Annotated in this window: 25 protein-coding genes; 11 read left to right on the forward strand and 14 right to left on the reverse strand. The window is 68.9% G+C overall.

The genetic code is table 11. The features are described from left to right. The first annotated feature begins 12 nt into the window (after positions 1 to 12). From ACE11G_RS10060 to ACE11G_RS10075, 4 genes are all read left to right on the forward strand, one after another. Positions 13 to 783, forward strand: a complete 771-nt coding sequence (locus ACE11G_RS10060; protein WP_045540810.1) for a DeoR/GlpR family DNA-binding transcription regulator — start codon at positions 13 to 15, stop codon at positions 781 to 783. Further along, positions 780 to 1,727: a 1-phosphofructokinase family hexose kinase gene (locus ACE11G_RS10065; RefSeq protein ID WP_045540812.1), complete on the forward strand. Its 948-nt coding sequence runs from the start codon at positions 780 to 782 to the stop codon at positions 1,725 to 1,727. Before ACE11G_RS10060 ends, ACE11G_RS10065 begins: the two co-directional genes overlap by 4 nt. Positions 1,728 to 1,821: 94 nt before the next feature. Next, positions 1,822 to 3,885, forward strand: coding sequence for a fructose-specific PTS transporter subunit EIIC (locus tag ACE11G_RS10070; protein ID WP_375002043.1), 2,064 nt, complete (start codon positions 1,822 to 1,824; stop codon positions 3,883 to 3,885). Positions 3,886 to 3,941: 56 nt separating this feature from the next. Beyond that, entirely contained in the window at positions 3,942 to 4,199 is a 258-nt protein-coding gene (locus tag ACE11G_RS10075) for an HPr family phosphocarrier protein (protein ID WP_006896274.1), read from the forward strand. Positions 4,200 to 4,212: 13 nt separating this feature from the next. Here the strand turns inward: ACE11G_RS10075 and hflX are convergent, their stop codons facing one another. From hflX to ACE11G_RS10095, 4 genes are all read right to left on the reverse strand, one after another. Next, positions 4,213 to 5,691, reverse strand: coding sequence for a GTPase HflX (gene hflX / locus ACE11G_RS10080; protein WP_045540414.1), 1,479 nt, complete (start codon positions 5,689 to 5,691; stop codon positions 4,213 to 4,215). Between the two features lie 63 nt (positions 5,692 to 5,754). Next, entirely contained in the window at positions 5,755 to 6,669 is a 915-nt protein-coding gene (gene dapF / locus ACE11G_RS10085; RefSeq protein ID WP_006896272.1) for a diaminopimelate epimerase, read from the reverse strand. After that, complete coding sequence (gene miaA, locus ACE11G_RS10090) at positions 6,669 to 7,577, reverse strand: tRNA (adenosine(37)-N6)-dimethylallyltransferase MiaA (RefSeq protein ID WP_006896271.1); 909 nt, start codon at positions 7,575 to 7,577, stop codon at positions 6,669 to 6,671. Before miaA ends, dapF begins: the two co-directional genes overlap by 1 nt. Beyond that, positions 7,574 to 8,386: a hypothetical protein gene (locus tag ACE11G_RS10095; RefSeq protein WP_039867390.1), complete on the reverse strand. Its 813-nt coding sequence runs from the start codon at positions 8,384 to 8,386 to the stop codon at positions 7,574 to 7,576. Before ACE11G_RS10095 ends, miaA begins: the two co-directional genes overlap by 4 nt. Before the next feature lie 201 nt (positions 8,387 to 8,587). Here ACE11G_RS10095 and ACE11G_RS10100 point away from each other — a divergent pair, with 201 nt between their 5' ends. Beyond that, complete coding sequence (locus ACE11G_RS10100; RefSeq protein ID WP_006896269.1) at positions 8,588 to 9,967, forward strand: DUF349 domain-containing protein; 1,380 nt, start codon at positions 8,588 to 8,590, stop codon at positions 9,965 to 9,967. Between the two features lie 27 nt (positions 9,968 to 9,994). On the opposite strand, the gene ACE11G_RS10105 is transcribed toward ACE11G_RS10100, so the two are convergent. Together ACE11G_RS10105 and miaB are read right to left on the reverse strand one after the other, a co-directional pair. Next, a complete protein-coding gene (locus ACE11G_RS10105) occupies positions 9,995 to 10,702 on the reverse strand; it encodes a hypothetical protein (protein ID WP_375002047.1) in 708 nt (235 codons plus the stop codon). After that, positions 10,699 to 12,264, reverse strand: coding sequence for a tRNA (N6-isopentenyl adenosine(37)-C2)-methylthiotransferase MiaB (miaB, locus tag ACE11G_RS10110; protein WP_006896267.1), 1,566 nt, complete (start codon positions 12,262 to 12,264; stop codon positions 10,699 to 10,701). Before miaB ends, ACE11G_RS10105 begins: the two co-directional genes overlap by 4 nt. A gap of 163 nt (positions 12,265 to 12,427) precedes the next feature. On the opposite strand from miaB, the gene ACE11G_RS10115 reads away from it, so the two are divergent. Genes ACE11G_RS10115 through ACE11G_RS10130 form a run of 4 tightly spaced genes read left to right on the forward strand, consistent with a single transcriptional unit; the run spans position 12,428 to position 15,757 of the window. Continuing rightward, positions 12,428 to 13,156 carry an amino acid ABC transporter ATP-binding protein gene (locus tag ACE11G_RS10115; RefSeq protein WP_045540090.1) on the forward strand — a complete coding sequence of 243 codons (729 nt, stop codon included), beginning with the start codon at positions 12,428 to 12,430 and terminating at the stop codon, positions 13,154 to 13,156. A gap of 1 nt (position 13,157) precedes the next feature. Then, a complete protein-coding gene (locus ACE11G_RS10120) occupies positions 13,158 to 14,177 on the forward strand; it encodes a glutamate ABC transporter substrate-binding protein (protein WP_006896265.1) in 1,020 nt (339 codons plus the stop codon). Then, positions 14,178 to 14,861, forward strand: a complete 684-nt coding sequence (locus tag ACE11G_RS10125; protein WP_006896264.1) for an amino acid ABC transporter permease — start codon at positions 14,178 to 14,180, stop codon at positions 14,859 to 14,861. It begins immediately after the preceding gene. Beyond that, positions 14,858 to 15,757, forward strand: a complete 900-nt coding sequence (locus ACE11G_RS10130) for an amino acid ABC transporter permease (RefSeq protein WP_006896263.1) — start codon at positions 14,858 to 14,860, stop codon at positions 15,755 to 15,757. The genes ACE11G_RS10125 and ACE11G_RS10130 overlap by 4 nt, the downstream gene beginning before the upstream one ends. A 9-nt stretch (positions 15,758 to 15,766) precedes the next feature. On the opposite strand, the gene ACE11G_RS10135 is transcribed toward ACE11G_RS10130, so the two are convergent. From ACE11G_RS10135 to pgsA, 7 genes are all read right to left on the reverse strand, one after another. Further along, positions 15,767 to 16,276 (reverse strand): regulatory protein RecX, encoded by a 510-nt coding sequence (locus ACE11G_RS10135; protein ID WP_006896262.1) that lies wholly within the window; start codon positions 16,274 to 16,276, stop codon positions 15,767 to 15,769. Between the two features lie 7 nt (positions 16,277 to 16,283). Beyond that, positions 16,284 to 17,327: a recombinase RecA gene (gene recA, locus ACE11G_RS10140; protein ID WP_006896261.1), complete on the reverse strand. Its 1,044-nt coding sequence runs from the start codon at positions 17,325 to 17,327 to the stop codon at positions 16,284 to 16,286. 213 nt (positions 17,328 to 17,540) lie between these two features. Continuing rightward, positions 17,541 to 17,735 (reverse strand): DUF3046 domain-containing protein, encoded by a 195-nt coding sequence (locus tag ACE11G_RS10145; protein ID WP_006896260.1) that lies wholly within the window; start codon positions 17,733 to 17,735, stop codon positions 17,541 to 17,543. Positions 17,736 to 17,793: 58 nt separating this feature from the next. Then, positions 17,794 to 18,972 carry a glycosyltransferase gene (locus ACE11G_RS10150; protein ID WP_006896259.1) on the reverse strand — a complete coding sequence of 393 codons (1,179 nt, stop codon included), beginning with the start codon at positions 18,970 to 18,972 and terminating at the stop codon, positions 17,794 to 17,796. Between the two features lie 50 nt (positions 18,973 to 19,022). Continuing rightward, positions 19,023 to 19,847, reverse strand: coding sequence for a PspA/IM30 family protein (locus ACE11G_RS10155; protein ID WP_006896258.1), 825 nt, complete (start codon positions 19,845 to 19,847; stop codon positions 19,023 to 19,025). A gap of 48 nt (positions 19,848 to 19,895) precedes the next feature. Beyond that, positions 19,896 to 20,231, reverse strand: coding sequence for a helix-turn-helix domain-containing protein (locus tag ACE11G_RS10160; protein ID WP_006896257.1), 336 nt, complete (start codon positions 20,229 to 20,231; stop codon positions 19,896 to 19,898). Between the two features lie 175 nt (positions 20,232 to 20,406). Further along, positions 20,407 to 21,000 (reverse strand): CDP-diacylglycerol--glycerol-3-phosphate 3-phosphatidyltransferase, encoded by a 594-nt coding sequence (gene pgsA / locus ACE11G_RS10165; protein WP_006896256.1) that lies wholly within the window; start codon positions 20,998 to 21,000, stop codon positions 20,407 to 20,409. A 74-nt stretch (positions 21,001 to 21,074) separates the two neighbouring features. Between pgsA and ACE11G_RS10170 the strand changes: the two genes are divergently transcribed. Next, positions 21,075 to 21,608, forward strand: a complete 534-nt coding sequence (locus ACE11G_RS10170) for an amino-acid N-acetyltransferase (RefSeq protein ID WP_006896255.1) — start codon at positions 21,075 to 21,077, stop codon at positions 21,606 to 21,608. A gap of 22 nt (positions 21,609 to 21,630) precedes the next feature. Further along, a complete protein-coding gene (locus ACE11G_RS10175; protein WP_006896254.1) occupies positions 21,631 to 21,912 on the forward strand; it encodes a YciI family protein in 282 nt (93 codons plus the stop codon). Here the strand turns inward: ACE11G_RS10175 and ACE11G_RS10180 are convergent. Further along, entirely contained in the window at positions 21,906 to 22,913 is a 1,008-nt protein-coding gene (locus ACE11G_RS10180) for a TerC family protein (RefSeq protein WP_006896253.1), read from the reverse strand. The genes ACE11G_RS10175 and ACE11G_RS10180 overlap by 7 nt on opposite strands. Between the last annotated feature and the right edge of the window lie 165 nt (positions 22,914 to 23,078).

A 23,078-nucleotide genomic window follows, 5' to 3' on the forward strand; every position in this document is an offset into this window, starting at 1 on the left:
TCGGGAGAGCAGATGTACGCGGAGGAACGCCAGTCGGCGATCGCGAACGAGGTCCGCCTGCGCGGCCGCGTCTCCGTAGCCGATCTCGCCGCGCGCTTCTCCGTGACCGGCGAGACCGTGCGCCGCGACCTGGCTATTCTCGCTCGCAGCGGCCATCTGGTGCGCGTCCACGGCGGAGCCGTACGCCTCGACGTCGCCGCAGTGGTCGACGAACCTGATCTGGTGGTTCGGGAGGAGACCCACCGAGGCGAGAAGAGCGCCATCGGTGCCGCTGCGCTGGCATTCCTGCCCGCCGACGGCGGTTCCATCGTGATCGACGCCGGGACCACCACTCTGCAGTTGGCTCTGTCCATCCCCGCCGACGCCCGCTTGACCTGCGTCACCAACAGCGTGCAGATCGCCGAGGTGGTGGCGGAGTTGCCCGGCTCCGGGGTGCTGCTGACCGGCGGCAGACTCCGGCCCAAGACCGGTGCCTCCGTCGGCGCCGACGCGATCGAGCGACTCTCGCGCATCCGTGCGTCGGTCGGCTTCCTCGGCACCAACGGTCTGTCGCTCGAGCACGGTCTGTCGACACCCGACGCCGACGAGGCCGCCACCAAACGCGCCATGATCGCGGCCTGCACGACGACGGTGGTCCTCGCCGACTCGTCCAAGATCAACCGGGAGGAACTGATGAGCTTCGGAACCCTGGAGGACGTCGATGTCCTCGTGACCGACGCCGGGATCGACTCGGCCTTCGCCGACGAACTGCGCGCCCACGAGATCGAGGTGGTGATCGCATGATCGTCACCGTCACCGCCAATCCGAGCACCGACCGTACGATCGAGCTCGCCGGACCGCTCCGGAGGGGCGAGGTGCACCGTGCGGCCCGCGTCGTCGACCAACCGGGCGGCAAGGGAATCAACGTCGCACGGGTGGTGCGGGCCGCCGGCCTTCCCACACTGGCCGTCCTGCCCGCCCGCGCCGACGACCCGTTCATCGACAGCCTGCGCGCCGTGGCCCTTCCGCACCAGGCGGTGTCGGCGGACGGGACGGTCCGGACCAACCTGACCGTCGCCGAACCGGACGGCACCACCACCAAGATCAACGACGCCGGAACGGCCGTCTCCGCCGAGGCCGCGGCCGCGCTGCGCACCACGATCCTGGCCCGTGCCGAGGGAGCGGACTGGCTCGCTCTGTGCGGCTCGCTGCCGCCCGGCCTCCCCGACGACTGGTACGCGCAGGTACTCGCCGCGACGGCGTCGCTGCACTGTCGGGTGGCCGTCGACACGTCCGGTGCACCCCTGGCCGCGGTGGCCGCCGCCCGTCCGGCACTGCTGAAGCCGAACTCCGATGAGCTCGCCGAACTCACCGGCGACGATCCGGCCGGCATGGAGAGGTCTGCGGCGCAGGGTGATCCCAGCGTCGCAGCGGCCGCCTCCCGAACACTCGCCGACCGGACCGGCGGGACGGTGCTGACCACGCTGGGCGCGGCCGGCGCTCTCCTGACCACCCCGGACGGCATATGGTTCGCCACCGCGCCGGCTGTCGCGGTCCGCAGCACCGTCGGCGCGGGCGACGCCTCACTCGCCGGTTATCTGATCGCGCACCTGCGCGGTGCCGACGAGGCCGGGCTCCTGCGCAGTGCCGTCGCTCACGGCTCGGCGGCCGCAGCACTGCCGGGCACCACGCCGCCCACTCCGGATCTGCTCGACGAAGCGGGTGTGTCCGTCTCCCGGCTGTCCTGATCCGTCCGCGAAGAACCCCGACACCCAGAATCTCCGAGTCCCCGAATCCCCGACCCCCAGAATCCCGACCCCCAGAATCACCGAGGGAGCCATCATGTCCCAACAGATCATCACGCCGGAGCTGGTCCTGCTCGACGGTGACGCCGGCGCTGATGCGGACAGTGTCATCGCCGCGCTCGCCGGTCTGGTCGCAAACGCCGGCCGCTGCACCGACCCGGCCGAGCTCGCCGAGGCCGCTATGGCACGCGAACGCAAATCCGCGACCGGGATTCCCGGAGGCATCGCGATCCCGCACGCACGCGTCGCCTCCGTCACCACCGCCACCCTCGCCATGGCACGCCTGACGCGAAAGGCAGAATTCGGTGCTCCGGACGGGCCCGCCGACATCGTCTTCCTGATCGCGGCACCGGAGGGAGCCGCCGGCGAGCACATGAAGGTGCTCAGTTCGCTGGCGCGCGCCCTCGTGCGGCCCGACTTCGTCGCCGCCCTGCGCGCGGCGCCCGACGCCGCCGCCGTCGTCGATCTGGTCAACGAGGCCGTCGACGGCAAGCCGGCCCCTGCCCCGGCCGCAGCGACCCCCGCAGCGACCCCGGCAACTGAGACCCCGGCAACTGAGACCCCGACCACCGAATCCCCAGCGGCCGAGCCCGGGACCACTCGGATCGTCGCCGTCACCGCGTGCCCCACCGGGATCGCGCACACCTACATGGCCGCCGACGCCCTCAAGCTCGCCGCCGAACGCGCCGGCGTGGAGTTCGCGGTGGAGACCCAGGGGTCGACCGGTTCGACGCCCTTCGCCCCCGATGTGATCGCCGCCGCGGACGTGGTGGTCTTCGCGACGGATGTGGGCGTCAAGGGCCGCGACCGGTTCGTCGGCAAGCCGGTGGTCGCCTCCGGCGTCAAACGCGCGATCAACGAACCCGATGCGATGATCGCCGAGGCGGTCCGCACGGCGCGAGATCCCCGGGCCGCCACCGTCGCCGGGGATGCGAACGCCGGCGCGCAGGCGCCCGCGGCCTCCCGTGTGGGCATCGGAGGTCAGCTCAAGCAGGCTCTGCTGACCGGTGTCAGCTACATGATCCCGTTCGTCGCCGCGGGCGGTCTGCTGATGGCGCTCGGCTTCCTGCTGGCCGGCTACGAGATCGGCAGTTCGACGGTGCAGGAGGGCACCTCGGACGGACTGTACTACGCACTGCACTACAGTCTCTGGGATCTGCCGCCGGGCGGGCTCATGCAGTATCTCGGCGGAGTGAGTTTCGCGATCGGCAATCTGGCGATCGGGCTCATGGTGGCGGTCCTGGCCGGCTACATCGCCTACGCGATCGCCGACCGGCCCGGTCTCGCTCCCGGATTCACCGCGGGTCTGATCGCCGTCGCCGTGAACGCCGGCTTCATCGGCGGTCTCGTCGGTGGTCTGCTGGCCGGCGTCGTCGCCCTCTGGCTCTCCCGGCTGCCGCTGCCCCAGTGGGCGCGCGGACTGCAACCGGTCGTCATCATTCCGCTGGTGGGCACGCTCGTCACCGGCTTCATCATGTTCGCTCTGCTGGCCCGTCCGCTGTCGTGGATCAACACCTCGCTCGAGGACTGGCTCAACTCGATGTCCGGCAGTTCCAAGGTGATCCTCGGCATCGTGATCGGCCTGATGATGTGCTTCGATCTGGGCGGACCGGTCAACAAGGCGGCGTACGCCTTCGGCGTCGCCGGCCTCGGACTCGCCGGCGCGGGCGTCGCACAGTGGGAGATCATGGCCGCGGTGATGGCCGCAGGCATGGTTCCGCCGCTGGCGATGGCGCTGGCGACCACCCTCCGACCGTCGACGTTCACCGAACCGGAGCGCGAGAACGGCAAGGCCGCCTGGCTGCTGGGCGCGTCGTTCATCTCCGAGGGCGCGATCCCGTTCGCCGCCGCCGATCCGTTCCGCGTGATCCCGTCCATGATGCTGGGCGGTGCGGTCACCGGAGCGCTGTCGATGGCGTTGAGCGTCCAGTGCCGGGCACCCCACGGGGGCGTGTTCGTCCTCTTCGCGATGAACGGCACGTGGTGGAAGTTCCTGATCGCTATCGTGGCGGGCGTGATCGTCTCCGCCGTCGCCGTCCTCGCCGCCAAGCAGTACCAGCCCAGCCGGGAGCGCACGCCGATCCCCGCCGAGGCCGCCTGAAACACCCGGGCCCGAGCACGCAGCTCGGGCCGTCACACCGAAAGAAAGGCACGTCCATGCCCAGCACCACCGTCACCGTCGGATCGGCCGTCGGTCTGCACGCTCGTCCCGCCGCCATCATCGCCGACGCGGCCACCGCTCTCGGCGTCCCGGTGACGCTCGCCGCCGGCGGTGATCCGGTCGACGCGGGCAGCGCGCTGATGATCATGACCCTCGGCGCGGAGAAGGGCGCCTCGGTCACCGTCGAAAGCGACGACCAGGCCGCGGTCGATCAGATCGCGGCACTGGTCGCCAAGGATCTCGACGCCGAGTAGCCGGGCGAGACCGTCAGGCGACGGTCAGATCGCTGTACTCGGCCGCGAGCGCAGAAGGCATCCGCACATGCAGGCGGGTGCCTTCGGCGTTGTGCTCCGTGTCGAGCACGTGCGCGTGCTGGTGGAGCCGGGAGATCACCTCTCCGCGGGCGAACGGCACCTGCAGGACGGCGTCCACATCGTCTCGCTGCAGGAAGTCGGTGATCGCGGCGAAGAGCCCGTCGAGCCCCTCACCGGTCCGGGCCGAGACGAACTGCGCATCCGGATACTCGGCCCGCAGCGCCGTCATGGTCACGCCGTCGACGGCGTCGATCTTGTTGACGACCAGCATCTCCGGCGGCGCGGGGCGGTCCTCTTCGGCGAGCACCTCCCCCAACACCTGGCGGACGGCCGAGATCTGGTTGGCCGGGAACGGGTCTGACCCGTCCACCACGTGGACGAGCAGATCGGCGTCGACGGCCTCCTCCAGTGTCGACCGGAACGCCTCGACCAGCTGGGTGGGCAGATGCCGGACGAAGCCGACGGTGTCGGTGAAGACCACCTCGTGCCCGTCGGCGAGCTGCGCGCGGCGGGTGGTCGGATCGAGCGTCGCGAACAGTGCGTCCTGCACGAGGACTCCCGAGCCGGTCATCGCGTTCACCAGGCTCGACTTGCCGGCATTGGTGTAGCCGACCACCGTCAGGGCCGGTACACCGCCCCGGCGGCGCGCCGCGCGCTTCACCGTCCGAGCCGTCTTCATCCCGCGAATCTCCTTGCGCAGCTTGGCCATTCGCTCGCGGATCCGCCTGCGGTCGGTTTCGATCTTCGTCTCACCGGGGCCACGCAGGCCCACGCCGCCGTTGCTGCCGGCGCGGCCACCTGCCTGGCGCGACATCGACTCGCCCCAGCCGCGCAGCCGGGGAAGCATGTACTCCATCTGCGCCAGCGCCACCTGCGCCTTGCCCTCACGCGAGGTGGCGTGCTGGGCGAAGATGTCGAGGATGAGCGCGGTGCGGTCGATCACCTTCACCTTGACGACCTTCTCCAGCGCCGTCAGCTGGGCGGGAGTCAGCTCACCGTCGCAGATCACGGTGTCGGCTCCGCTGGCGACCACCACTTCGCGGAGTTCCTCGGCCTTGCCGGAGCCGAGATAGGTGGCCGGATCAGGTTTGCCACGGCGCTGGATCAGGGCGTCGAGCACCTGCGATCCGGCAGTCTCGGCGAGCGCGGCGAGTTCGGCCATGCTGGCGCGGGCCGCGGCGACGCTCCCCGTGGTCCAGACGCCCACGAGGACGACCTGCTCCAGCCGGAGGCGGCGGTACTCGACCTCGGTGACGTCCTCGAGTTCGGTCGACAGGCCGACGACGCGTTGCAGCGAGGCACGCTCGTCGAGCTGGAGTTCGCCCACCGTGGGTTCGCCCGGGCGTCCACGCTCCGAGAGCCCCGGGACCTCCTCGGCGGACCGGTCGTCGGCGGATTCGTCCAATGCAGATTCTTTGGTCAGTTCAGTCATATGTACATCCATTGTGCCCCCGACCGGCACCGGAACGCATCCGGATTTCCCGCGGGTGCCCGCTCAGTCGGCCCAGCCCGCGACGAGCCGGCCGCGGGCCACCAGCCGAGACGGGCCGCGCAGGACGGCCGAGCCGTCGCCGACAGTGACCAGCACGTCGCCGCCCGGCACTGTGACCGCGACCGACCCCGAGTCTCTGCCGGCCCCCGACAGCGCAGCCGCTGCGGCGGCCACCAGGCCGGTACCGCACGATCGGGTCTCCCCGACGCCCCGCTCGAACACTCGCATGTGCGCATGGAAGTCGGCCTCGTCGGCCGGGGTCGGGCCGCCCGGGGTCAGCGGGGTGAGGATCTCGACGTTCGCCCCGTCCGGAAACAGCGCCGAGTCCAGCTCGGCGCCGGTGGTGAGATCCAGTGTCGCGAGCCGTTCGGGCGTCAGGCCGTCGACCACGCAGGCCAGGTGAGGGTTGCCGACGTCGACGGCCTCGCCCGTCAGCGTCGTACCCGCGATGCGGACCTCGCTCGGACCGCGCAGCGCCACCGGTCCCATCGAGACACTCACGTCGGCGTCGGCGTCGTCGGCCGAGTGCACGGTGACCGGACGGGCCCCGGCGCGCGAACCGACGGTGAACGCATCGGTGTCGACGAGCCCTTCGGTCCGGCAGTAGTGCGCGAACACGCGCACACCGTTGCCGCACATCTCCGCGATCGAACCGTCGGCGTTGCGATAGTCCATGAACCAGTCCACGCCCGAAACGCCCTCGGGTAGCCGTTCCAGCACCTGTTCGGCCACCAGCGATCCGGCGGTCGCGACGCGCAGAACGCCGTCGGCACCGAGTCCCCGCCGGCGGTCGCAGAGGGCGACGACGAGGTCCTCGGTCAGTTCGATCTGTGCCTGAGGATCGGGCAGGATCACGAAGTCGTTCTGGGTGCCATGCCCTTTGACGAAGGTCAGCGCCGGAGAGTTCTTCACTCCCATCAGGCTACGCGGAGCGCGCGGAGCGCATTCTCCAGCAGGGCGGGATCGGCGGCGTCGAGCCACACCGCGCGCGGGTCGCGCCGGAACCACGACCGCTGCCGGCGCACGTACCGTCGCGTGCCGAAGAAAGTACGCTCCTGCGCCTGATCGAGGTCGTAGACGCCGTCGAGATACTCGATGACCTGTGCATAGCCGATCGCCCGCGAGGCCGTCCGTCCCTCCCGCAGGCCGCTCTCGCACAGTGCTCGCACCTCGTCGACCAGGCCGGCGTCGAACATCGCCGCGGTGCGCAACCGGATCCGCTCGTCGAGGGCCTCCTTCTCTCGGTCGAGGGTCAGGATGCGGGTCCCCCACCGCGGTTCACCGATCGACGGCGCCGACGCCGCGAACGGCTCCCCGGTGATCTCGACCACCTCGAGGGCGCGCACGATGCGCCTGCCGTCCGAGTCCAGGATGGTGGCCGCGGCGGCCGGGTCGACCTCGGCCAGCCTGCGGTGGAGAGCCAACGGCCCGATCTCGGTGAGCAGCGCCTCGTACTTCGCCCGCACCGCGGGATCGGTCGACGGGAACTCCCAATCGTCGAGCAGGCCCTGGATGTACATCATCGACCCGCCGACGATGACCGGCAGCCGGCCCGATGCGAGAAGCGCTTCGACGTCTGCCGTCGCCGCGGACTTGTAGCGGGCGACGGTGGCGGTCTCGGTGACGTCGAGGACATCGATCTGGTGGTGCGGTATCCCCCGCCGTTCGGCGACGGGAAGCTTGGCGGTGCCGATGTCCATCCCGCGGTACTGCTGCATCGCGTCGACGTTGACGATCTCGCCGCCGAAGTGTTCGGCGAGATCGAGGGCGAGTTCTGATTTGCCGCTGGCCGTCGGGCCGATGACGGCGATGGGTGCGAGGGTCACCGCGGCGCCCCCGGCGACCAGACGGCGACGGTGTAACCGACCCCGAACGGGGCATCGCGATACAACACCTCTGCCGCTGCGACATCAGACACAGCGACATCGGCCGCGGGACCGCCGCAGGCGGCCGCCAGGACCTGCCATGCGGCCCTGCCTCCGACTCCCTCCGCGGCGCACGCGTCCGCGTCGAGGGCGGCCAGTGCGCCGGTGTCCGCGCGGGCGAGCGCGTCGTCGATCCGCCGCTGAAGCGCGATCGCCGAGGGCCGCTCGCCGCCGCCCGGAGCGCCCGGCGACAACGCGGTGCAGCCGTCGGCCACCACCAGAAGTCCCACCCGGTCGCCGCTGTCGGGATCGCCGCTGTCGGGATCGTCGCTGTCGGGATCGCCGCCGTCGGACAGGGCGCGCGCGAGTTCCAGTCCGGCTGCCGCGCACTGGTCCGGCGACCACTCCGGATCCACCACCCACGGCGTCACCGTGATCCGCTCTCCGCCGCCGTCGGCCTCACCGCGGACCCACCCCGCGATCAGCATCGACAGGGGCAGCGGCGCGCCCTCGGTCGGCGGACCGCCGAGTCGTACCGGGTGCGGCACACCGTATCCGCCGAAGTCGCCGCAGCTGCGGTAGTCCGTGGCACCGGCGGAGCCGGCGCGATCGGCTGCGCCGAGTGCGATCCACCGATCGGCCGCGCTGCCGAGCCGCTTCGCCACCGCACGCACGGCCGCGCGTACGGGTTCGGTGTCGGTGGCGGCCGGACCGGCCAGTTCGGGGACGAGCAGCGGAGCGCTCGGGACTATCGCAACCAGGGCTAGCACGGTCTCGACGCTACCGGTGCGCGCGCGGAACATCGGTTCGGGCCCGGCACCGGCGGCGTCCCGGCCTCGATGTGGGAGGCAATGTTGCAGGCCGCGCCCACAACCGTCGCCGTGCCTGCTTGAATGAACCTCGTAGTGAATGAACCACGCAGTGATCTGGCAGCCGTGACGCGCGGCGAAGACGATTCAAGAGGTACACGCATGATCAACTCGCCCGACTCGAGCAACCCGGCCTCGAACGGCCCGTCGGCCCCCAAGCCCGGCCCGAAGCCGGGACCGAAGCCTGGCCCTCGGCCGCGTCCGGTCCCCCGGCCCGCAGTCGGCGGCCCGACCCCGGCGGTACCGGTCCATCCGGTGCCGGTGGGTGATCCGAACGAGTTCGGCCGGATCGATTCGAGCGGTGCGGTGTGGCTCAAGACTGCGAGCGGCGAGCGCCAGATCGGCTCGTGGCAGGCCGGGACCGTCGAAGAGGGCCTCGCGCACTTCTCCCGGAAGTTCGCCGACCTGGCCACTGAAGTGGAGATCCTCGAGGAGCGTCTCACCGCCCGTTCCGGCGACCCCAGGAAGACTCAGGCGTCGGCGGCGCATCTGCTCGCCGAACTCCCCGACGCACAGGTCATCGGTGACGTCGACAGCCTGGCGGCCCGTCTGGAGGTGATCGTCTCCGGCGCCGACGATGTGGCGCAGGAGGTCAAGGACCTGCGCGAGTCGGCCCGTGTCTCGGCGATCGAACGCAAGGAGGCGCTGGCGGCCGAAGCCGAGCACATCGGGAGCGAGAGCACCTCGTGGAAGGCGGGCGGCGACCGGCTCCGGGCGATCCTGGACGAGTGGAAGACGATCAAGGGCATCGACCGCAAGACCGACGATGCGCTGTGGCGGCGTTACTCGAAAGCGCGGGACGCGTTCAACCGGCGTCGCGGTGCGCACTTCGCCGAACTCGACCGCGAACGGGCGGGAGCCAAGGCGCGCAAGGAGGAACTGATCGCCGAAGCCGAGGCGCTGTCGGACTCCACCGACTGGGGCCCCACGGCGGCCAAGTTCCGCGAACTCCTGGCCGAATGGAAGGCCGCCGGTCGCGCACCGCGCGACACCGACGAGGCGCTCTGGCTCCGGTTCAAGGCCGCACAGGATGTCTTCTTCCAGGCCCGCAACGCGGTGAACTCCGAGCGTGACGCCGAGTTCGCGGAGAACGCGAAGGCCAAGACCGCACTGCTCGACGAGGCCGAGGCGAAGATCGATCCGGCGGCCGATCTGGAGACCGCGCGGCGCGAGTTCCGTACCTTCCGCGAGAAGTGGGACGAGATCGGCAAGGTCCCGCGCGAACAGATGCACAGACTCGAGAGCCGTGCGCGGGCGCTCGAGAAGCGGCTGCGCGACGCCGAGGACGCCGACTGGGCACGCACCGACCCGGAGGCGCAGGCGCGCGCCGCGCAGTTCACCGAGCGCGCCGACAAGCTCGACGAGCAGGCCGAGAAGGCCGCCGCCGCGGGACGCGACCGTGAGGCCGCGGAGCTGCGGCAACAGGCCGCGCAGTGGCGCGAGTGGGCCAGCGCGGCCCACTCGGCGCTCACCGATCGCTGACGCCCACCAGGTCCCGACGGCCGGAACTCAGTCGTCCGACGCGGTCCCCTCAGGAGTCTGGTCGCCCCGAGTCTGGTCGCCCTGCGTCTGGGCAGTCCCCGCCGAGTCCGCTTCCGCAGAATCCGCTTCGTCGGCTCTCGCGGCCTTCGCGCTGGGCGCCACCGGTCGCTGGAGCGACAGTCCGAAGGCTTCGCGGTTGGCGGCCTCGGCGCGACGTTCCTGCTCCAGCGCGAGGTGGTAGGAGTTGCGATTCCACACCACTCGGGCCCAGTGGAACACCAGAACGATCGCGACGGCCCAACCCAGCAGCAGACCCGCGCCGGCACCCGACGGCGACGCCGTCTCGTCGACTCCGACGGTGTTCCGGGTCCAGATCGCGAGCATGCCCGCCACCGCGTCGACCGCGGTTCCGGCCAGCGCGATCCAGGCGAGCACCCAGCGACGGGTGATCAACGCGAGCGTCGAGAAGCCGATGCCGAAGATCGCCAGCATGTAGACGAAGATCTCCGACGGCAGCTTGATGTGCTCGGCGGTGGCCTTGTCGGTCATCATCAGCACGTCGAGACCCGTGGCGTCGCCGGCATGCGGCAGAACCAGCGAGACCATTGCGAGCAGCACGCATACGGCGACCACCACGGCCCGGGCACCGGGGTCGATCTCCCCCGCGACCTTCTTCTCGGTCTTTCGGAGCTCGTGCTCGTATCGAGTGAAAGTATCCAGATCGTTCTTACTCATGAACAGCCTCCAGTTCCGCATGCGCTCGTCGGCTCAGGAACGGACTGCACTCCGATCGACGGCATCCCGAGCCCGACGCCGACGGGTGGTGTGGTGGGCAGGGTGCCCGCCTCGTGCGCATCGCCGGCGCGGGTACGACGGTGCGAGAGCACCCCGGCGTCGGCGATCAGATGATGGGGGGCGGCGTCGGTGATCACGGTGGTCACGACATCACCCGGACGGATGCCGCCGGTCCGACCGTCCGCATCGCCGGTCGATAGGAAGTGCACCAGACGTCCGTCGCGGGCGCGTCCGGTCATCCGCCCGGTCGAGGAGCTCTTGCGTCCCTCGTCGGCGACGACGAGCAGTTCCGCCTCGGTCCCGACCAGCGCCGTGTTGCCCTCCAGACAGATCCGCTCCTGGAGCGCGATCAGCCGCTGGTACCGCTCGGTCACCACCTCCGGCGGAACCTGATCGGGCATGGTGGCGGCCGGGGTGCCCGGTCGCGGCGAGTACTGGAAGGTGAACGCGCTCGAGAAGCGCGCCCGCTCCACCACGTCGAGCGTCTCCGCGAAGTCCTCTTCGGTCTCGCCGGGGAAACCGACGATGATGTCGGTGGTGATGGCGGCGTGCGGCATCGCGTCGCGGACGCGGTCCAGGATGCCGAGGAACTTGGTTCTGCGGTAGCTGCGTCGCATGGCCTTGAGGACTCGGTCCGAGCCGGACTGCAGCGGCATGTGCAGCTGCGGGCAGATGTTGGGGGTCTCAGCCATCGCCGCGATGACGTCGTCGGTGAACTCCGCCGGATGCGGCGAGGTGAAGCGCACCCGCTCCAGTCCCTCGATGCCGCCGCACGCGCGCAACAGATCGGCGAACGCCCCGCGGTTGCGCGGGATGTCCGGATCCGCGAACGACATCCCGTAGGCGTTGACGTTCTGGCCCAGCAGGGTCACTTCGAGCACGCCCTGGTCCACCAGTGCCTGCACCTCGGCGAGAACGTCGCCCGGACGCCGGTCCACCTCCTTGCCGCGCAGCGACGGCACGATGCAGAAGGTGCACGTGTTGTTGCAGCCGACCGAGACCGACACCCATCCCGAATACGCCGAATCACGGCGCGCGGGCAGGGTGGACGGGAATCGTTCGAGCGAATCCAGGATCTCGACCTGCGCCTCGTCGTTGTGGCGGGCCCGTTCGAGCAGCACCGGCAGCGAGCCGATGTTGTGGGTTCCGAAAACGACGTCCACCCAGGGTGCGCGGCTGCGGACGGTGTCCTTGTCCTTCTGCGCCAGACACCCGCCGACGGCGATCTGCATCCCGGGTCGCCGCGCCTTCACCGGCGCCAGATGCGACAGATTGCCGTAGAGCTTGTTGTCCGCGTTCTCACGCACCGCACAGGTGTTGAAGACCACCAGATCGGCGTCGTCGCCGTCGTCGGCGGCCACATAGCCCGCGTCTTCGAGGAGGCCCGCGATCCGTTCGGAGTCGTGCACGTTCATCTGACATCCGTAGGTACGGACCGAATAGGAGCGCGGCGCCGTCGCCGCATCCTCGGTCGTCGTCTCTCCCAGGGCCTCAACACTCACATCTCAAGGTTACGTGGCGGGGCAAATCCGTCCGCGTCACACGTACCGCATCGCCGGCATGTCCGGTTCCGCGCGGCGACACGCGGGAACATGCGAAAGAACCCGTGCGGCGACGCGCGTCACAACTAGTTTGTTAGTCATGCCCGACACGAACGTCACACCGATGATCTCGATGAAGAACGTGCAGAAGCACTTCGGCGACCTCCATGTGCTCCGCGACATCGACCTGGAAGTGCCCCGCGGTCAGGTGGTGGTCGTCCTCGGCCCCTCCGGCTCGGGCAAGTCCACCCTCTGCCGGACCATCAATCGACTCGAGCCGATCGACAGCGGCGAGATCCGGGTGGAGGGCGAACTGCTGCCCGCGGAGGGCCGCGACCTGGCCCGGCTCCGCGCCGACGTGGGCATGGTCTTCCAGTCGTTCAACCTCTTCTCGCACAAGACGATCCTCGACAACGTGACGCTCGGACCGATCAAGGTGCGCAAGGCCTCGAAGGCGGATGCCCGCAAACGTGCGGAGGAACTGCTCGACCGCGTCGGCATCGCCGCTCAGAAGGACAAGTACCCGGCTCAGCTCTCGGGCGGTCAACAGCAGCGCGTCGCCATCGCCCGCTCGTTGGCGATGGACCCGAAGGTGATCCTGTTCGACGAGCCGACCTCGGCCCTGGACCCGGAGATGGTCAGCGAGGTCCTCGACGTGATGGTCGCCCTCGCCAAGGAGGGCATGACGATGGTGGTCGTGACGCACGAGATGGGCTTCGCCCGCAAGGCCGCCGACCGCGTGATCTTCATGGCCGACGGTCAGATCGTCGAGGACACCGATCCCGAGACGTTCTTCACCGCGCCGAAGTCCGACCGTGCGAAGGACTTCCTGTCGAAGATCCTGGGAGGCTGACATGGCGACCACTTCCCTCAGACGCCCGTCACGCCGACGCCGCGCACTGCCGGCGCTGATCCTCGCGATCGCCCTGACACTGCCCGCCGTGGCCGCGTGCGGCAGCACCGAACCGCGCGACCTCGTCGAGTCGATCAAGTCCGGCAAGGTCGTCCTGGGCACCAAGTACGACCAGCCCGGGCTCGGTGTGCAGCAGCCCGACGGTTCGGTGGTCGGTTTCGATCCGTCGGTCTCCGAGTACGTCGTCGACCACATCGCCGACCGGCTCGGCGTACCGCATCCGGAGATCACCTGGCGCGAGACACCCTCCGCTCAGCGCGAGACCCTCATCGGCAACGGTGAGGTCGACATGATCGCCGCGACGTACTCGATCAACGAGGCGCGCGCGAAGAAGGTGGCCTTCGCGGGCCCCTACCTCGTGACCTACCAGGGGCTCCTGGTCCGCAAGAATGACTCGTCCCTGAACTCGCTGATGGACCTCAACAACGGCAAGAAACTGTGCTCGGTGAGCGGTTCGACACCGGCGCAGAACGTGAAGGCTCAGCTGCCGGGCGTCCAGCTCCAGGAGTACGACTCCTACTCCTCGTGCGTGGAGGCGCTGCGCCGTGACAAGGTCGACGCGCTCACCACCGACGAGACGATTCTGGCCGGGTACGCCAACCGCTACCCCGGCGAGTTCAAGCTCGTGTCGATGACCTATCCCAAGGACGCCTGCGTCGGCGGGAAGCTCAAGAAGAAGGGCCAGCCGTTCTCGACCGAGCGCTACGGCATCGGCATGGCGAAGAACTATCCCGACTCGGTCGCGAAGGTCAACGAGGCGCTCGAAGCGATGCTCGCCCCGCTGCCCGGCTCCGACCAGTCCGTCTGGAGCCGGGATCTCCGCGACGCGCTCGGCAACGAGACGATCGATTCGTGGATCGCCCGCGCCGACGCGCCGGGATCGCAGTACAAGCTCTTCCCGGACGTCGGGAATCTCGACTTCCTCACCTCCCCGTCGACGCCCTGCGAAGGAGATGCGTAGATGTCCGACCTATGGCAGAGCATGGGTCCGCAGATCTGGCCCGCGTTCTGGATCACCATCAAACTCACTGTCTATTCGGCGATCGGCGCACTGATCTGGGGTGTCCTGCTGGCCGCCATGAAGGTCTCGCCGGTTCCGGTGATGCGCGGCTTCGCGACCGTGTACGTGAACGTCGTGCGCAACACCCCGCTCACCCTGATCGTGCTCTTCTGCTCCATCGGCCTGTACCAGAACCTCGGTCTCACGCTGGCGACGGAGAGCTCGAACTTCATCGCCACCAACAACTTCCGGCTCGCGGTGCTCGCGTTCGTCCTGTACACGGCGACGTTCGTCTGTGAGACCCTCCGCGCCGGGTTCAACACCATTCCGATCGGACAGGCCGAAGCCGCTCGATCGCTCGGGCTCACCTTCACCCAGGTTCTCGGACTGATCATCCTGCCGCAGGCGCTGCGCACCGTCATCGCGCCGCTCGGATCGGTGCTGATCGCGCTCACCAAGAACACCACGATCGCCTCGGTGATCGGCGTCGCGGAGGCCTCACTGCTCATGAAGTCCGAACTCGAGACCCACGGCGACCAGATCCTGCTGATCTTCGCCATCATCGCCATCGGATTCATGATCATCACCCTCGCGGAGGGTGCGGTCTTCGGATGGGCCGCCAAGCGATGGGCGGTCAAGCGATGAGCGATCAGTCGACCGTCCTCTACGACGCGCCCGGGCCGCACGCCCGGCGCCGCAACCTGATCACCGCGGTCGTCTTCGTCGTGATCCTGATCGCGATCGCCGCGTACATCATCAAAGTGCTGGCCGACAACGGCCAGTTCGAATCGGACATGTGGCGACCGTTCACCGTCGCCGGGACCTGGACCACCTGGCTGCTGCCGGGTCTGTGGGGAACGATCAAGGCGGCGTTCGCCTCGATCATCCTGGCGCTGGTGGTCGGTACGCTGCTCGGCATCGGACGATTGTCGGACCACCGGGCGGTGCGTGCCGTCTGCGGTCTGATCGTCGAGGTCTTCCGTGCGATCCCGGTCCTGATCCTGATGTTCTTCGCGTACTACCTGTTCGCCAAGTACGCGGTCGTGCCGTCGTCACAGCTCTCGTTCGCCGCCGTGGTCTTCGGTCTCACCCTGTACAACGGCTCGGTGATCGCGGAGATCCTGCGGGCGGGAATCCAGTCGGTTCCCAAAGGACAGTCCGAAGCCGCCCTGTCGATCGGCATGCGCAAGTCGCAGATGATGCGGATGATCCTGCTGCCGCAGGCGGTGACCGCGATGCTGCCCGCGTTGATCTCGCAGATGGTGATCGCGCTGAAGGACAGCGCTCTGGGCTACGCCTTCGGATACATCGAGGTGGTGCGGTCGGGCATCGTCTCGGCGTCGTACTGGGGCAACTACCTGCCGTCACTGCTCGTGGTGGCGGTGATCATGATCGCGATCAACTTCTGTCTGACGGGCCTGGCGAACTACCTCGAACGCCGTCTGCGCAGCGGCCGGCGCCGGACCGCGGCTCCCGATCCGGATGTCGCCGATCTGGAAGCGATGGAGAACATCCCCGGCTTCACCGGTATCGGCCGGTGAAGCCGGGAGTCAGGCGGAGTGTCGAGCGCGGTCGAGGACTTCCTTGACCACCGATCCGACCATCTCCGGCGGATAGCCGCGGCGACCCAGGGCCCCTGCGAGCCGCCGATACGCCTTGGCCCGGATCTCGCGGTCACCGAGTTGTTCGCCGGAGACGTTCAGCTTCTTCTCCGCGAGCCGGACGGCGATCTCCCGCTCGTCCTCGGGATCGATCTGGTCCAGTGCCTGCGCCGCGGTCTCATCGTCGATCCCCTTGGTCCGCAGTTCGCGTTTGAGAGCCAGCCGCCCGCGACCGGAGTGCGCATGCCGCGATCGAACCCATTCGGCGGCGAAGTCGGCGTCGTCGAGCAGCTTCCACTCGTCGAGCCGGCGCAAAGTCTGCTCCACCTCGTCCGGGGTGAAGCCGCGTGCGTTCAGACGGTCACGCATCTCCGCCCGGCTCCGGGCCCGGGTCCCCAGGAGCCGCAGCGCAGCATCCCAGGGCGACGGGCCGGACCGGGCCGCCGTATCGTCGGACATAGGTGGATCAGAAGTCGACGGGCTCGGGGGCGATCTCGTCGGCGTCCGCGGCGGGACGACCGATGCCGAGCTTGTCCTTGATCTTGCTCTCGATCTCGTTCGCGACATCGGGATTGGCGATGAGGAACTTACGGGCGTTCTCCTTGCCCTGCCCCAGCTGATCGCCCTCGTAGGTGAACCACGAACCCGACTTGCGGATGAAGCCCTCGGCCACGCCGAGATCGATCAGCGAACCCTCGCGGCTGATGCCGTGCCCGTACAGGATGTCGAACTCCGCCTGCTTGAACGGCGGCGCCACCTTGTTCTTGACGACCTTGACGCGCGTCCGGTTGCCGACCGCGTCCGTGCCGTCCTTGAGCGTCTCGATCCGCCGGACGTCCAGTCGCACAGACGAGTAGAACTTGAGGGCCTTGCCGCCGGTCGTGGTCTCCGGCGAACCGAACATCACACCGATCTTCTCGCGCAACTGGTTGATGAAGATCGCGGTGGTGTTGGAGTTGTTGAGACCGGAGGTCATCTTGCGCAGGGCCTGGCTCATGAGCCGTGCCTGCAGTCCGACGTGGCTGTCGCCCATCTCGCCCTCGATCTCCGCCTTGGGCACGAGCGCCGCCACCGAGTCGATCACCAGGATGTCGAGCGCACCCGAGCGGATGAGCATATCCGCGATCTCCAGTGCCTGTTCTCCGGTGTCCGGCTGCGAGACCAGCAGCGCGTCGATGTCGACACCCAGCTTCGCCGCATACTCGGGATCGAGTGCATGTTCGGCGTCGATGAACGCGGCGATGCCGCCTGCGGCCTGAGCGTTCGCGACGGCGTGCAGGGCGACGGTGGTCTTACCCGAGGACTCCGGGCCGTAGACCTCCACGATCCGGCCGCGCGGGAGGCCGCCGATGCCGAGTGCGATGTCGAGGGCCACCGAGCCGGTCGGGATGACCTCCATCGGCGGGCGGGCGTCCTCACCCAGACGCATCACCGAGCCCTTGCCGAAATTCTTGTCGATCTGAGCCAGCGCCAGATCCAGTGCCTTCTGCCGATCAGTCACGGGTGCCATCGGTCTCTCCTCCGGGTGCTCTGCTGTATTGGAACGTTGCTGTGGATACGAACGTCTTCCGCTTTCGTGACCACACGGTAGGAGACGGGTGTGACATTTCCGCCCGGGCCCGTTCGTACGGTCATTAAATTGGACGCACCAGAGCGCGCTCCGGTTCCATTACAGGATAGCGAACAGATGTTCGACGGCAATCCGACACGCCGGATCCGGCGATCACCAGCGTTCCGGCGGTACGTCGAATTCGCGGCAGAGTGCCCGCCACACCAGCTTCGGATCCACTCCCTGCTCGATGGCCTCCCGGCCCGTGCGGCCGCCCAGTTCCATCAGCACCAGATCGGTCAGCAGACCGTCGGCCCGCTTTCTGCCGAACTCTGCCTCGGTGAGTTCGGCGAACTCCGTCAGACGCATGGTTCCATTCTCCACGATCGCCGGACCGCCGCCACCGACGGTCCGGACGTGCAGGTGTTCACCTCGGCCCGGTCCATCGCCGATACGCGGCGTGCGCGACCCGCACCGGATCGACGACGCCCGAGACGGTGGCGGCGACCCGCCGGGCGGCGTCGGCGTGACGCCGATCGTCCAGCACTCCGGCGATCGCCTCCGCCAGTGCGGCGGTGGTGGCCGGGCGCACCAGCCGTCCGCAGCCGATCCGCGCGACCCGGTTGGCGAGCTCCCACTGATCACCGCCGCCGGGCACGGTCACCACGGGCACTCCCGCGAGCAGCGACTTCGCGAGCATGCCGTGACCGCCGCCACAGATCACCAGGTCGGCGTCCGGGAGGAGTTCGTCCTGACGGCCCGTCGCCGCGACCAGCCGGTCGGGCAGCACCTCGGCATGCGGTGGCTGCAGGGCGGAGTACACCACCCGCAGCGGTCGCGTGGACTGCAGGTCGGCGAGCGCGGCCAGTGCCGCGGCGCCGAGATCGCCCGCCCCCGTGGCCGCCGTGGACGGCGCGACCACCACGAGCGGGCCGTCGCCCTCGGGCCGAACGAAACAGTCGTCGGTCGGTTCGAACAGCAACGGTCCGATCAGGTGGGTGCGCTCAGGCCAGTCCGGGCGGGGAACCTCCAGTCCGGGCAGGGTCGCGACGAATCGTGCGAGGGGCGTCGACTCATCCGGGAGGCCGATGCTCCGTCGGGCGCCGCGGCGCTGCCGACGGCCCTTGGCCACAGCGGGTGCGGCGCTCGCACGCAGGAGCGCGTCGCGCAACCGCCCGCCGATTCCCTCGCCGGCGGCCAGTCCCGCGCCGATCGGCGGCAGGCCGGCCGACTGCTCGTAGAGCGGATGCGGCGAGAGCTCGATCCAGGGCAGACCGACCAGCTCGGCCGCCCAGGCCCCGGCCACCGTGATGACGTCGCTGACGACGAGGTCGAATCCGCCGGTCGCCAGTTCCGGAGCCAGGGCCGTCGCCATCCGCGCGGCCCGTACGCTCAGTTTGGCTCCGGCATCGTCATCGTCCTCATCGGGCAGAGCCGCCAGTCCCGGCAGCGGACGCACCTCGAGGCCCCGGCGCGCTGCCGCCGCGGTCCACCGCTCACCGGTGTAGACGACCACGCGGTCGCCTGCCGTACGCAGCGATGTGGCCAGGCCCAGCGCCGGAAATGCGTGTCCGGCGTCGGACCCGGCCACGATCGCGATGCGCAACGGGCCCGTCTCGGACCCGTCGTCACGGCTGCCGGAACTGTCGAGGGTGCTCAGTTCTGTTCCGGGGTCTGCGGGGCGGGCGCAGCGCCGCCCTGCTCCACCTGGCCCGCCGGGGCGCCCTGTGCGCCGGCGGTCTGCCCCGGCGCGAGCGATCCACCGTTCATGCTGGCCCGGATCTGCTCGAGCCGGGCGTGGCCGGCGAGCTGGACGCCCGCGGCCTCCACCTCCTGCATGCGTCCGGCGACGGTGCCCTTGGCGAGCTCGGCCGACCCCAGGGCATTGGCGTAGCGACGCTCGATCTTGTCGCGCACCTGCTCGAGGTTCGGCGTGTTGCCGGGAGCCGAGAGCTCGCTCATCTGGTTCAGCGAAGCACTGACCTGCTCCTGCATCTTCGCCTGTTCGAGCTGGCTCAGGAGCTTGGAGCGTTCGGCGAGCTTCTGCTGCAGCGCCATGGCGTTGCGCTCGACGGCCTGCTTGGCCTGCGCTGCGGCCTGCAGAGACTGATCGTGCAGCACCTTGAGGTCTTCGACGTTCTGCTCGGCCGTCACCAGCTGCGCCGCGAAGGCCTCGGCGGCGTTGGTGTACTCGCCCACCTTCGCACTGTCACCGGCGGCCGCGGCCTGGTCGGCGAGCGTGAGCGCCTGGCGCGCATTGCCCTGCAGCTTCTCGATCTCCTCGAGCTGGCGGTTGAGCCGCATCTCGAGCTGCCGCTGGTTGCCGATGACCGCCGCCGCCTGCTGGGAGAGCGCCTGGTGCTGCCGCTGCGCGTCCTCGATCGCCTGCTGGATCTGCACCTTCGGATCGGCGTGCTCGTCGATCTTCGAATTGCCCAGCGCCATCATGTAGTTCCAGAACTTCACAAACGGATTGGCCATCGGTCTTCCAAACTCCTCGTTGCGCGGGTCGCGTCGTCGTTCGATCGATCACGCGGCGGCAAGTGCCGCGGGCACACCCGCGTCGTCCACCGAATCTTCCTGGGGGGCAATGACTTCGACAAGGCTATCGGACGCTCCGACGGGCCGGCCCGCCGGCTGCATCAGGCCCGCGACCTGGAAGAGCACCTCGCCGATCGGCACGTCGAGCGCCTCGCAGATCGACGCCAGCAGCTCGCTGGAGGCCTCCTTCTGCCCGCGTTCGACCTCGGAGAGGTAACCGAGCGACACCCTCGCGTCGGTCGAGACTTCACGCAATGTGCGTCCCTGACCGTTCCGAACACGGCGCAGCTCATCGCCGATCGCCTCACGCAAGAGCAGAGTCACGCGCGGACCTCCTCACGATTCTCCAGGAGCCCGGGGGTCGGGCCGTCGATTCCATCAATAGCCTGTGCCGTCGACCCTAGCCGAATTCCCGACCGACCGCCGCCGACATACCGCACGCCGCGGCGCTCCCGCGCACGCCCGGCACACTCGGATCTCAACGCCGTGGGCCCCTGGTCTATTCCGCGCCGCGGCGCAGCACGACGGCCCGCCAGACGTAGTCGAGTCCGGTGACCACCGTCGCGACCAGCGCGGCTGCCATGATCGCCCACGCGGCGGTGTGCCACGCTCCCGAGAGCGGCAGCACGAACAGTCCGATCGCCACCGACTGAAGCAGGGTCTTGAGCTTGCCGCCCCGGCTGGCCGGGATCACTCCGTGGCGCAGCACCCAGAAGCGCAGCAGCGTCACTCCGATCTCCCGCGCCAGAATCACCCCGGTGACCCACCAGGGCAGCTCCGCCAGGATCGACAGGCCGATCAGTGCCGCGCCGATGAGCGCCTTGTCCGCGATCGGATCGGCCATCTTCCCGAAGTCGGTGACCAGGTTCATGCCGCGCGCCAGGCGGCCGTCGAGCTGGTCGGTGAACGCGGCGACCGCGAAGACCACGAAGGCCGCGATCCGCCAGCTCACCGATTCCCCGTCGTCGACGAAGAGCAGGACCACGAACACCGGGACCAGGACGATGCGGAACACCGTCAGTGCGTTGGCGATGTTCACCACGGGCACCGGGGCCGCATCCTCGCCGAACACACGGCGCACAGGCTCAGTCACGTGATCAAGCCTAACGTCACGCTTTTCTCAGACTCCCGAAGGGCGCGCTCGGACCTGCGGCTACTCTCGATGGCATGCTGAGCGAACAACCCGATTCCCGCACCGGCGAGCCCTCATCGGTCCTCGTCCGCCGTGCCCGGACATCGGATGTTCCCCGCATCAAGGAACTGATCGACATCTACGCCGGCAAGATCCTGCTCGACAAGAACCTGGTCACCCTCTACGAGTCGGTCCAGGAGTTCTGGGTCGCCGAAAACGGCGGAGAGGTGGTCGGTTGCGGCGCCCTGCACGTGATGTGGTCGGACCTCGGCGAGGTCCGCACGGTCGCCGTCGACACCGCGCACGCCGGTCGCGGCATCGGGCACAAGATCGTCGACCGGTTGATGGATGTGGCCCGCGAACTCGAATTGGAGCGGGTCTTCGTCCTCACCTTCGAGACGCAGTTCTTCTCCCGGCACGGCTTCGTGGAGATCGACGGCACCCCGGTCTCCCGCGAGGTCTTCGAGGAGATGTGCCGGTCGTACGACACAGGTGTCGCCGAGTTCCTCGATCTCAGCTTCGTCAAACCCAACACCCTCGGAAACACCCGGATGCTCGCGCATCTGTGACCGCCACGGAAGGACATCGGACATGGCCGGCTTCTTCGCCGTCGAATACACCTACGCCCCGGAGGCCGCGGCGGTGCGGGACCGGTTCCGGCCCGAGCACCGGACCTGGCTGAGTGCACAGCACGAGGCCGGCCGTCTCCAGTTCGTGGGTCCGTACTCCGACGGCAGCGGCGCGCTCCTGATGATCACGGCCGACGACGCCGACGCCGCTCGCGACCTGCTTGCGCAGGACCCGTTCGCGCGCGAGTCGGCCGTCGCCGCCGTCTCCGTCAAAGAGCTGACGCAGGTCTTCGGCCCCTACTGACGCGAGGGTCGGACGTCGGCCGCGTCGCGACTGCGCTTGCGGCTGACCACCAGGCTGGCCACCGTGGTCGCCAGCAGGGTGCCGCCGATGATGCCCAGCGACAGAGGAGTGCCGATCTCCGGCACCGGAACGGACTCGCCGCCGTTGATGAACGGCAGCGTGTTCTCGTGGAGCGCGTGCAGGACCAGCTTCACGCCGATGAAGGCCAGGATCAGCGACAGACCGTACGAGAGGTAGATCAGCCTGTCGAGCATGCCGCCGAGCAGGAAGTAGAGCTGCCGCAGACCCATCAGCGCGAAGGCGTTGGCGGTGAACACCAGGTACGGCTCCTGGGTGAGTCCGTAGATCGCCGGAATGGAGTCGAGGGCGAACAGCACGTCGGTGAAACCGATGATGATCAGCACCACCAGCAGCGGGGTGATGTAGCGCTTGCCGTCGATCTTGGTGGTGAGACGGTCACCGTCGTAGACGTCGGTGGCGCGGAACCACTTCTTGACGAACCGTTCGAGGCGGCTCTCGCGCTCGCGTTCGTGCACGGCGGGCTCGTCGCTCTCCTTGAGCAGCTTCACCGCCGTCACGAGCAGGATGAGCCCGAACAGATAGAACACCCAGCTGTAGGCGTTGATGGCGGCGGCGCCGACCGCGATGAAGGCGCCGCGCATGACGAGCGCCATCACGATGCCGAGGAGCAGCACCTTCTGCTGGTAGACGCGCGGTACGGCGAACGACGTCATGATGACCACGAACACGAACAGGTTGTCGACCGAGAGCGCCTTCTCGGTGACGTAACCGGCGAAGTACTCGCCGCCGTAGGTTCCGCCCCATTTCCACCAGACGAATCCGCCGAACAGGACGGCGATGCCGATGTAGACCGCCGACCAGAATCCGGACTCGCGGAGCGTGGGCTCATGCGGGGTACGGACGTGGGCGAAGAAGTCGAAGACGAACAGGCCCAGGATCACCGCCCCGGTGACCAACCAGGTCACGACAGTGGCATTCATGAATTCCTCCAACACGTAGCACGAAGCGACGATGCTGGAGGTCTCTCCCACCGGCGGCGCCGGCGGCGGCCCCGGGAGCGGTGCACGGCATCCGATCCGCGGATGCCGCACCACCGTTCCGTACTGACGGGAACGCCTGCGAGGCGGGGATACTCCCCTCCAAGA

This window comes from Gordonia sp. PS3 (genome assembly GCF_041950545.1).
In the GTDB taxonomy this organism is placed as follows: domain Bacteria; phylum Actinomycetota; class Actinomycetes; order Mycobacteriales; family Mycobacteriaceae; genus Gordonia; species Gordonia sihwensis.

What these genes read in the sequence shown, in the direction of transcription:
- ACE11G_RS10135 (WP_006896262.1), bottom strand. Translation starts at nt 16,276, where the DNA reads ATGTCCGACGATACGGCGGCCCGGTCCGGCCCGTCGCCCTGGGATGCT.
- dapF (WP_006896272.1), bottom strand. Translation starts at nt 6,669, where the DNA reads ATGGGAGTGAAGAACTCTCCGGCGCTGACCTTCGTCAAAGGGCATGGC.
- ACE11G_RS10125 (WP_006896264.1), top strand. Translation starts at nt 14,178, where the DNA reads ATGTCCGACCTATGGCAGAGCATGGGTCCGCAGATCTGGCCCGCGTTC.
- ACE11G_RS10120 (WP_006896265.1), top strand. Translation starts at nt 13,158, where the DNA reads ATGGCGACCACTTCCCTCAGACGCCCGTCACGCCGACGCCGCGCACTG.
- ACE11G_RS10060 (WP_045540810.1), top strand. Translation starts at nt 13, where the DNA reads ATGTACGCGGAGGAACGCCAGTCGGCGATCGCGAACGAGGTCCGCCTG.
- ACE11G_RS10145 (WP_006896260.1), bottom strand. Translation starts at nt 17,735, where the DNA reads ATGCGTCTGACGGAGTTCGCCGAACTCACCGAGGCAGAGTTCGGCAGA.
- ACE11G_RS10100 (WP_006896269.1), top strand. Translation starts at nt 8,588, where the DNA reads ATGATCAACTCGCCCGACTCGAGCAACCCGGCCTCGAACGGCCCGTCG.
- ACE11G_RS10175 (WP_006896254.1), top strand. Translation starts at nt 21,631, where the DNA reads ATGGCCGGCTTCTTCGCCGTCGAATACACCTACGCCCCGGAGGCCGCG.
- recA (WP_006896261.1), bottom strand. Translation starts at nt 17,327, where the DNA reads ATGGCACCCGTGACTGATCGGCAGAAGGCACTGGATCTGGCGCTGGCT.
- ACE11G_RS10115 (WP_045540090.1), top strand. Translation starts at nt 12,428, where the DNA reads ATGATCTCGATGAAGAACGTGCAGAAGCACTTCGGCGACCTCCATGTG.
- ACE11G_RS10105 (WP_375002047.1), bottom strand. Translation starts at nt 10,702, where the DNA reads ATGAGTAAGAACGATCTGGATACTTTCACTCGATACGAGCACGAGCTC.
- ACE11G_RS10070 (WP_375002043.1), top strand. Translation starts at nt 1,822, where the DNA reads ATGTCCCAACAGATCATCACGCCGGAGCTGGTCCTGCTCGACGGTGAC.
- ACE11G_RS10180 (WP_006896253.1), bottom strand. Translation starts at nt 22,913, where the DNA reads ATGAATGCCACTGTCGTGACCTGGTTGGTCACCGGGGCGGTGATCCTG.
- ACE11G_RS10155 (WP_006896258.1), bottom strand. Translation starts at nt 19,847, where the DNA reads ATGGCCAATCCGTTTGTGAAGTTCTGGAACTACATGATGGCGCTGGGC.
- ACE11G_RS10170 (WP_006896255.1), top strand. Translation starts at nt 21,075, where the DNA reads ATGCTGAGCGAACAACCCGATTCCCGCACCGGCGAGCCCTCATCGGTC.
- hflX (WP_045540414.1), bottom strand. Translation starts at nt 5,691, where the DNA reads ATGACTGAACTGACCAAAGAATCTGCATTGGACGAATCCGCCGACGAC.
- ACE11G_RS10065 (WP_045540812.1), top strand. Translation starts at nt 780, where the DNA reads ATGATCGTCACCGTCACCGCCAATCCGAGCACCGACCGTACGATCGAG.
- ACE11G_RS10075 (WP_006896274.1), top strand. Translation starts at nt 3,942, where the DNA reads ATGCCCAGCACCACCGTCACCGTCGGATCGGCCGTCGGTCTGCACGCT.
- ACE11G_RS10130 (WP_006896263.1), top strand. Translation starts at nt 14,858, where the DNA reads ATGAGCGATCAGTCGACCGTCCTCTACGACGCGCCCGGGCCGCACGCC.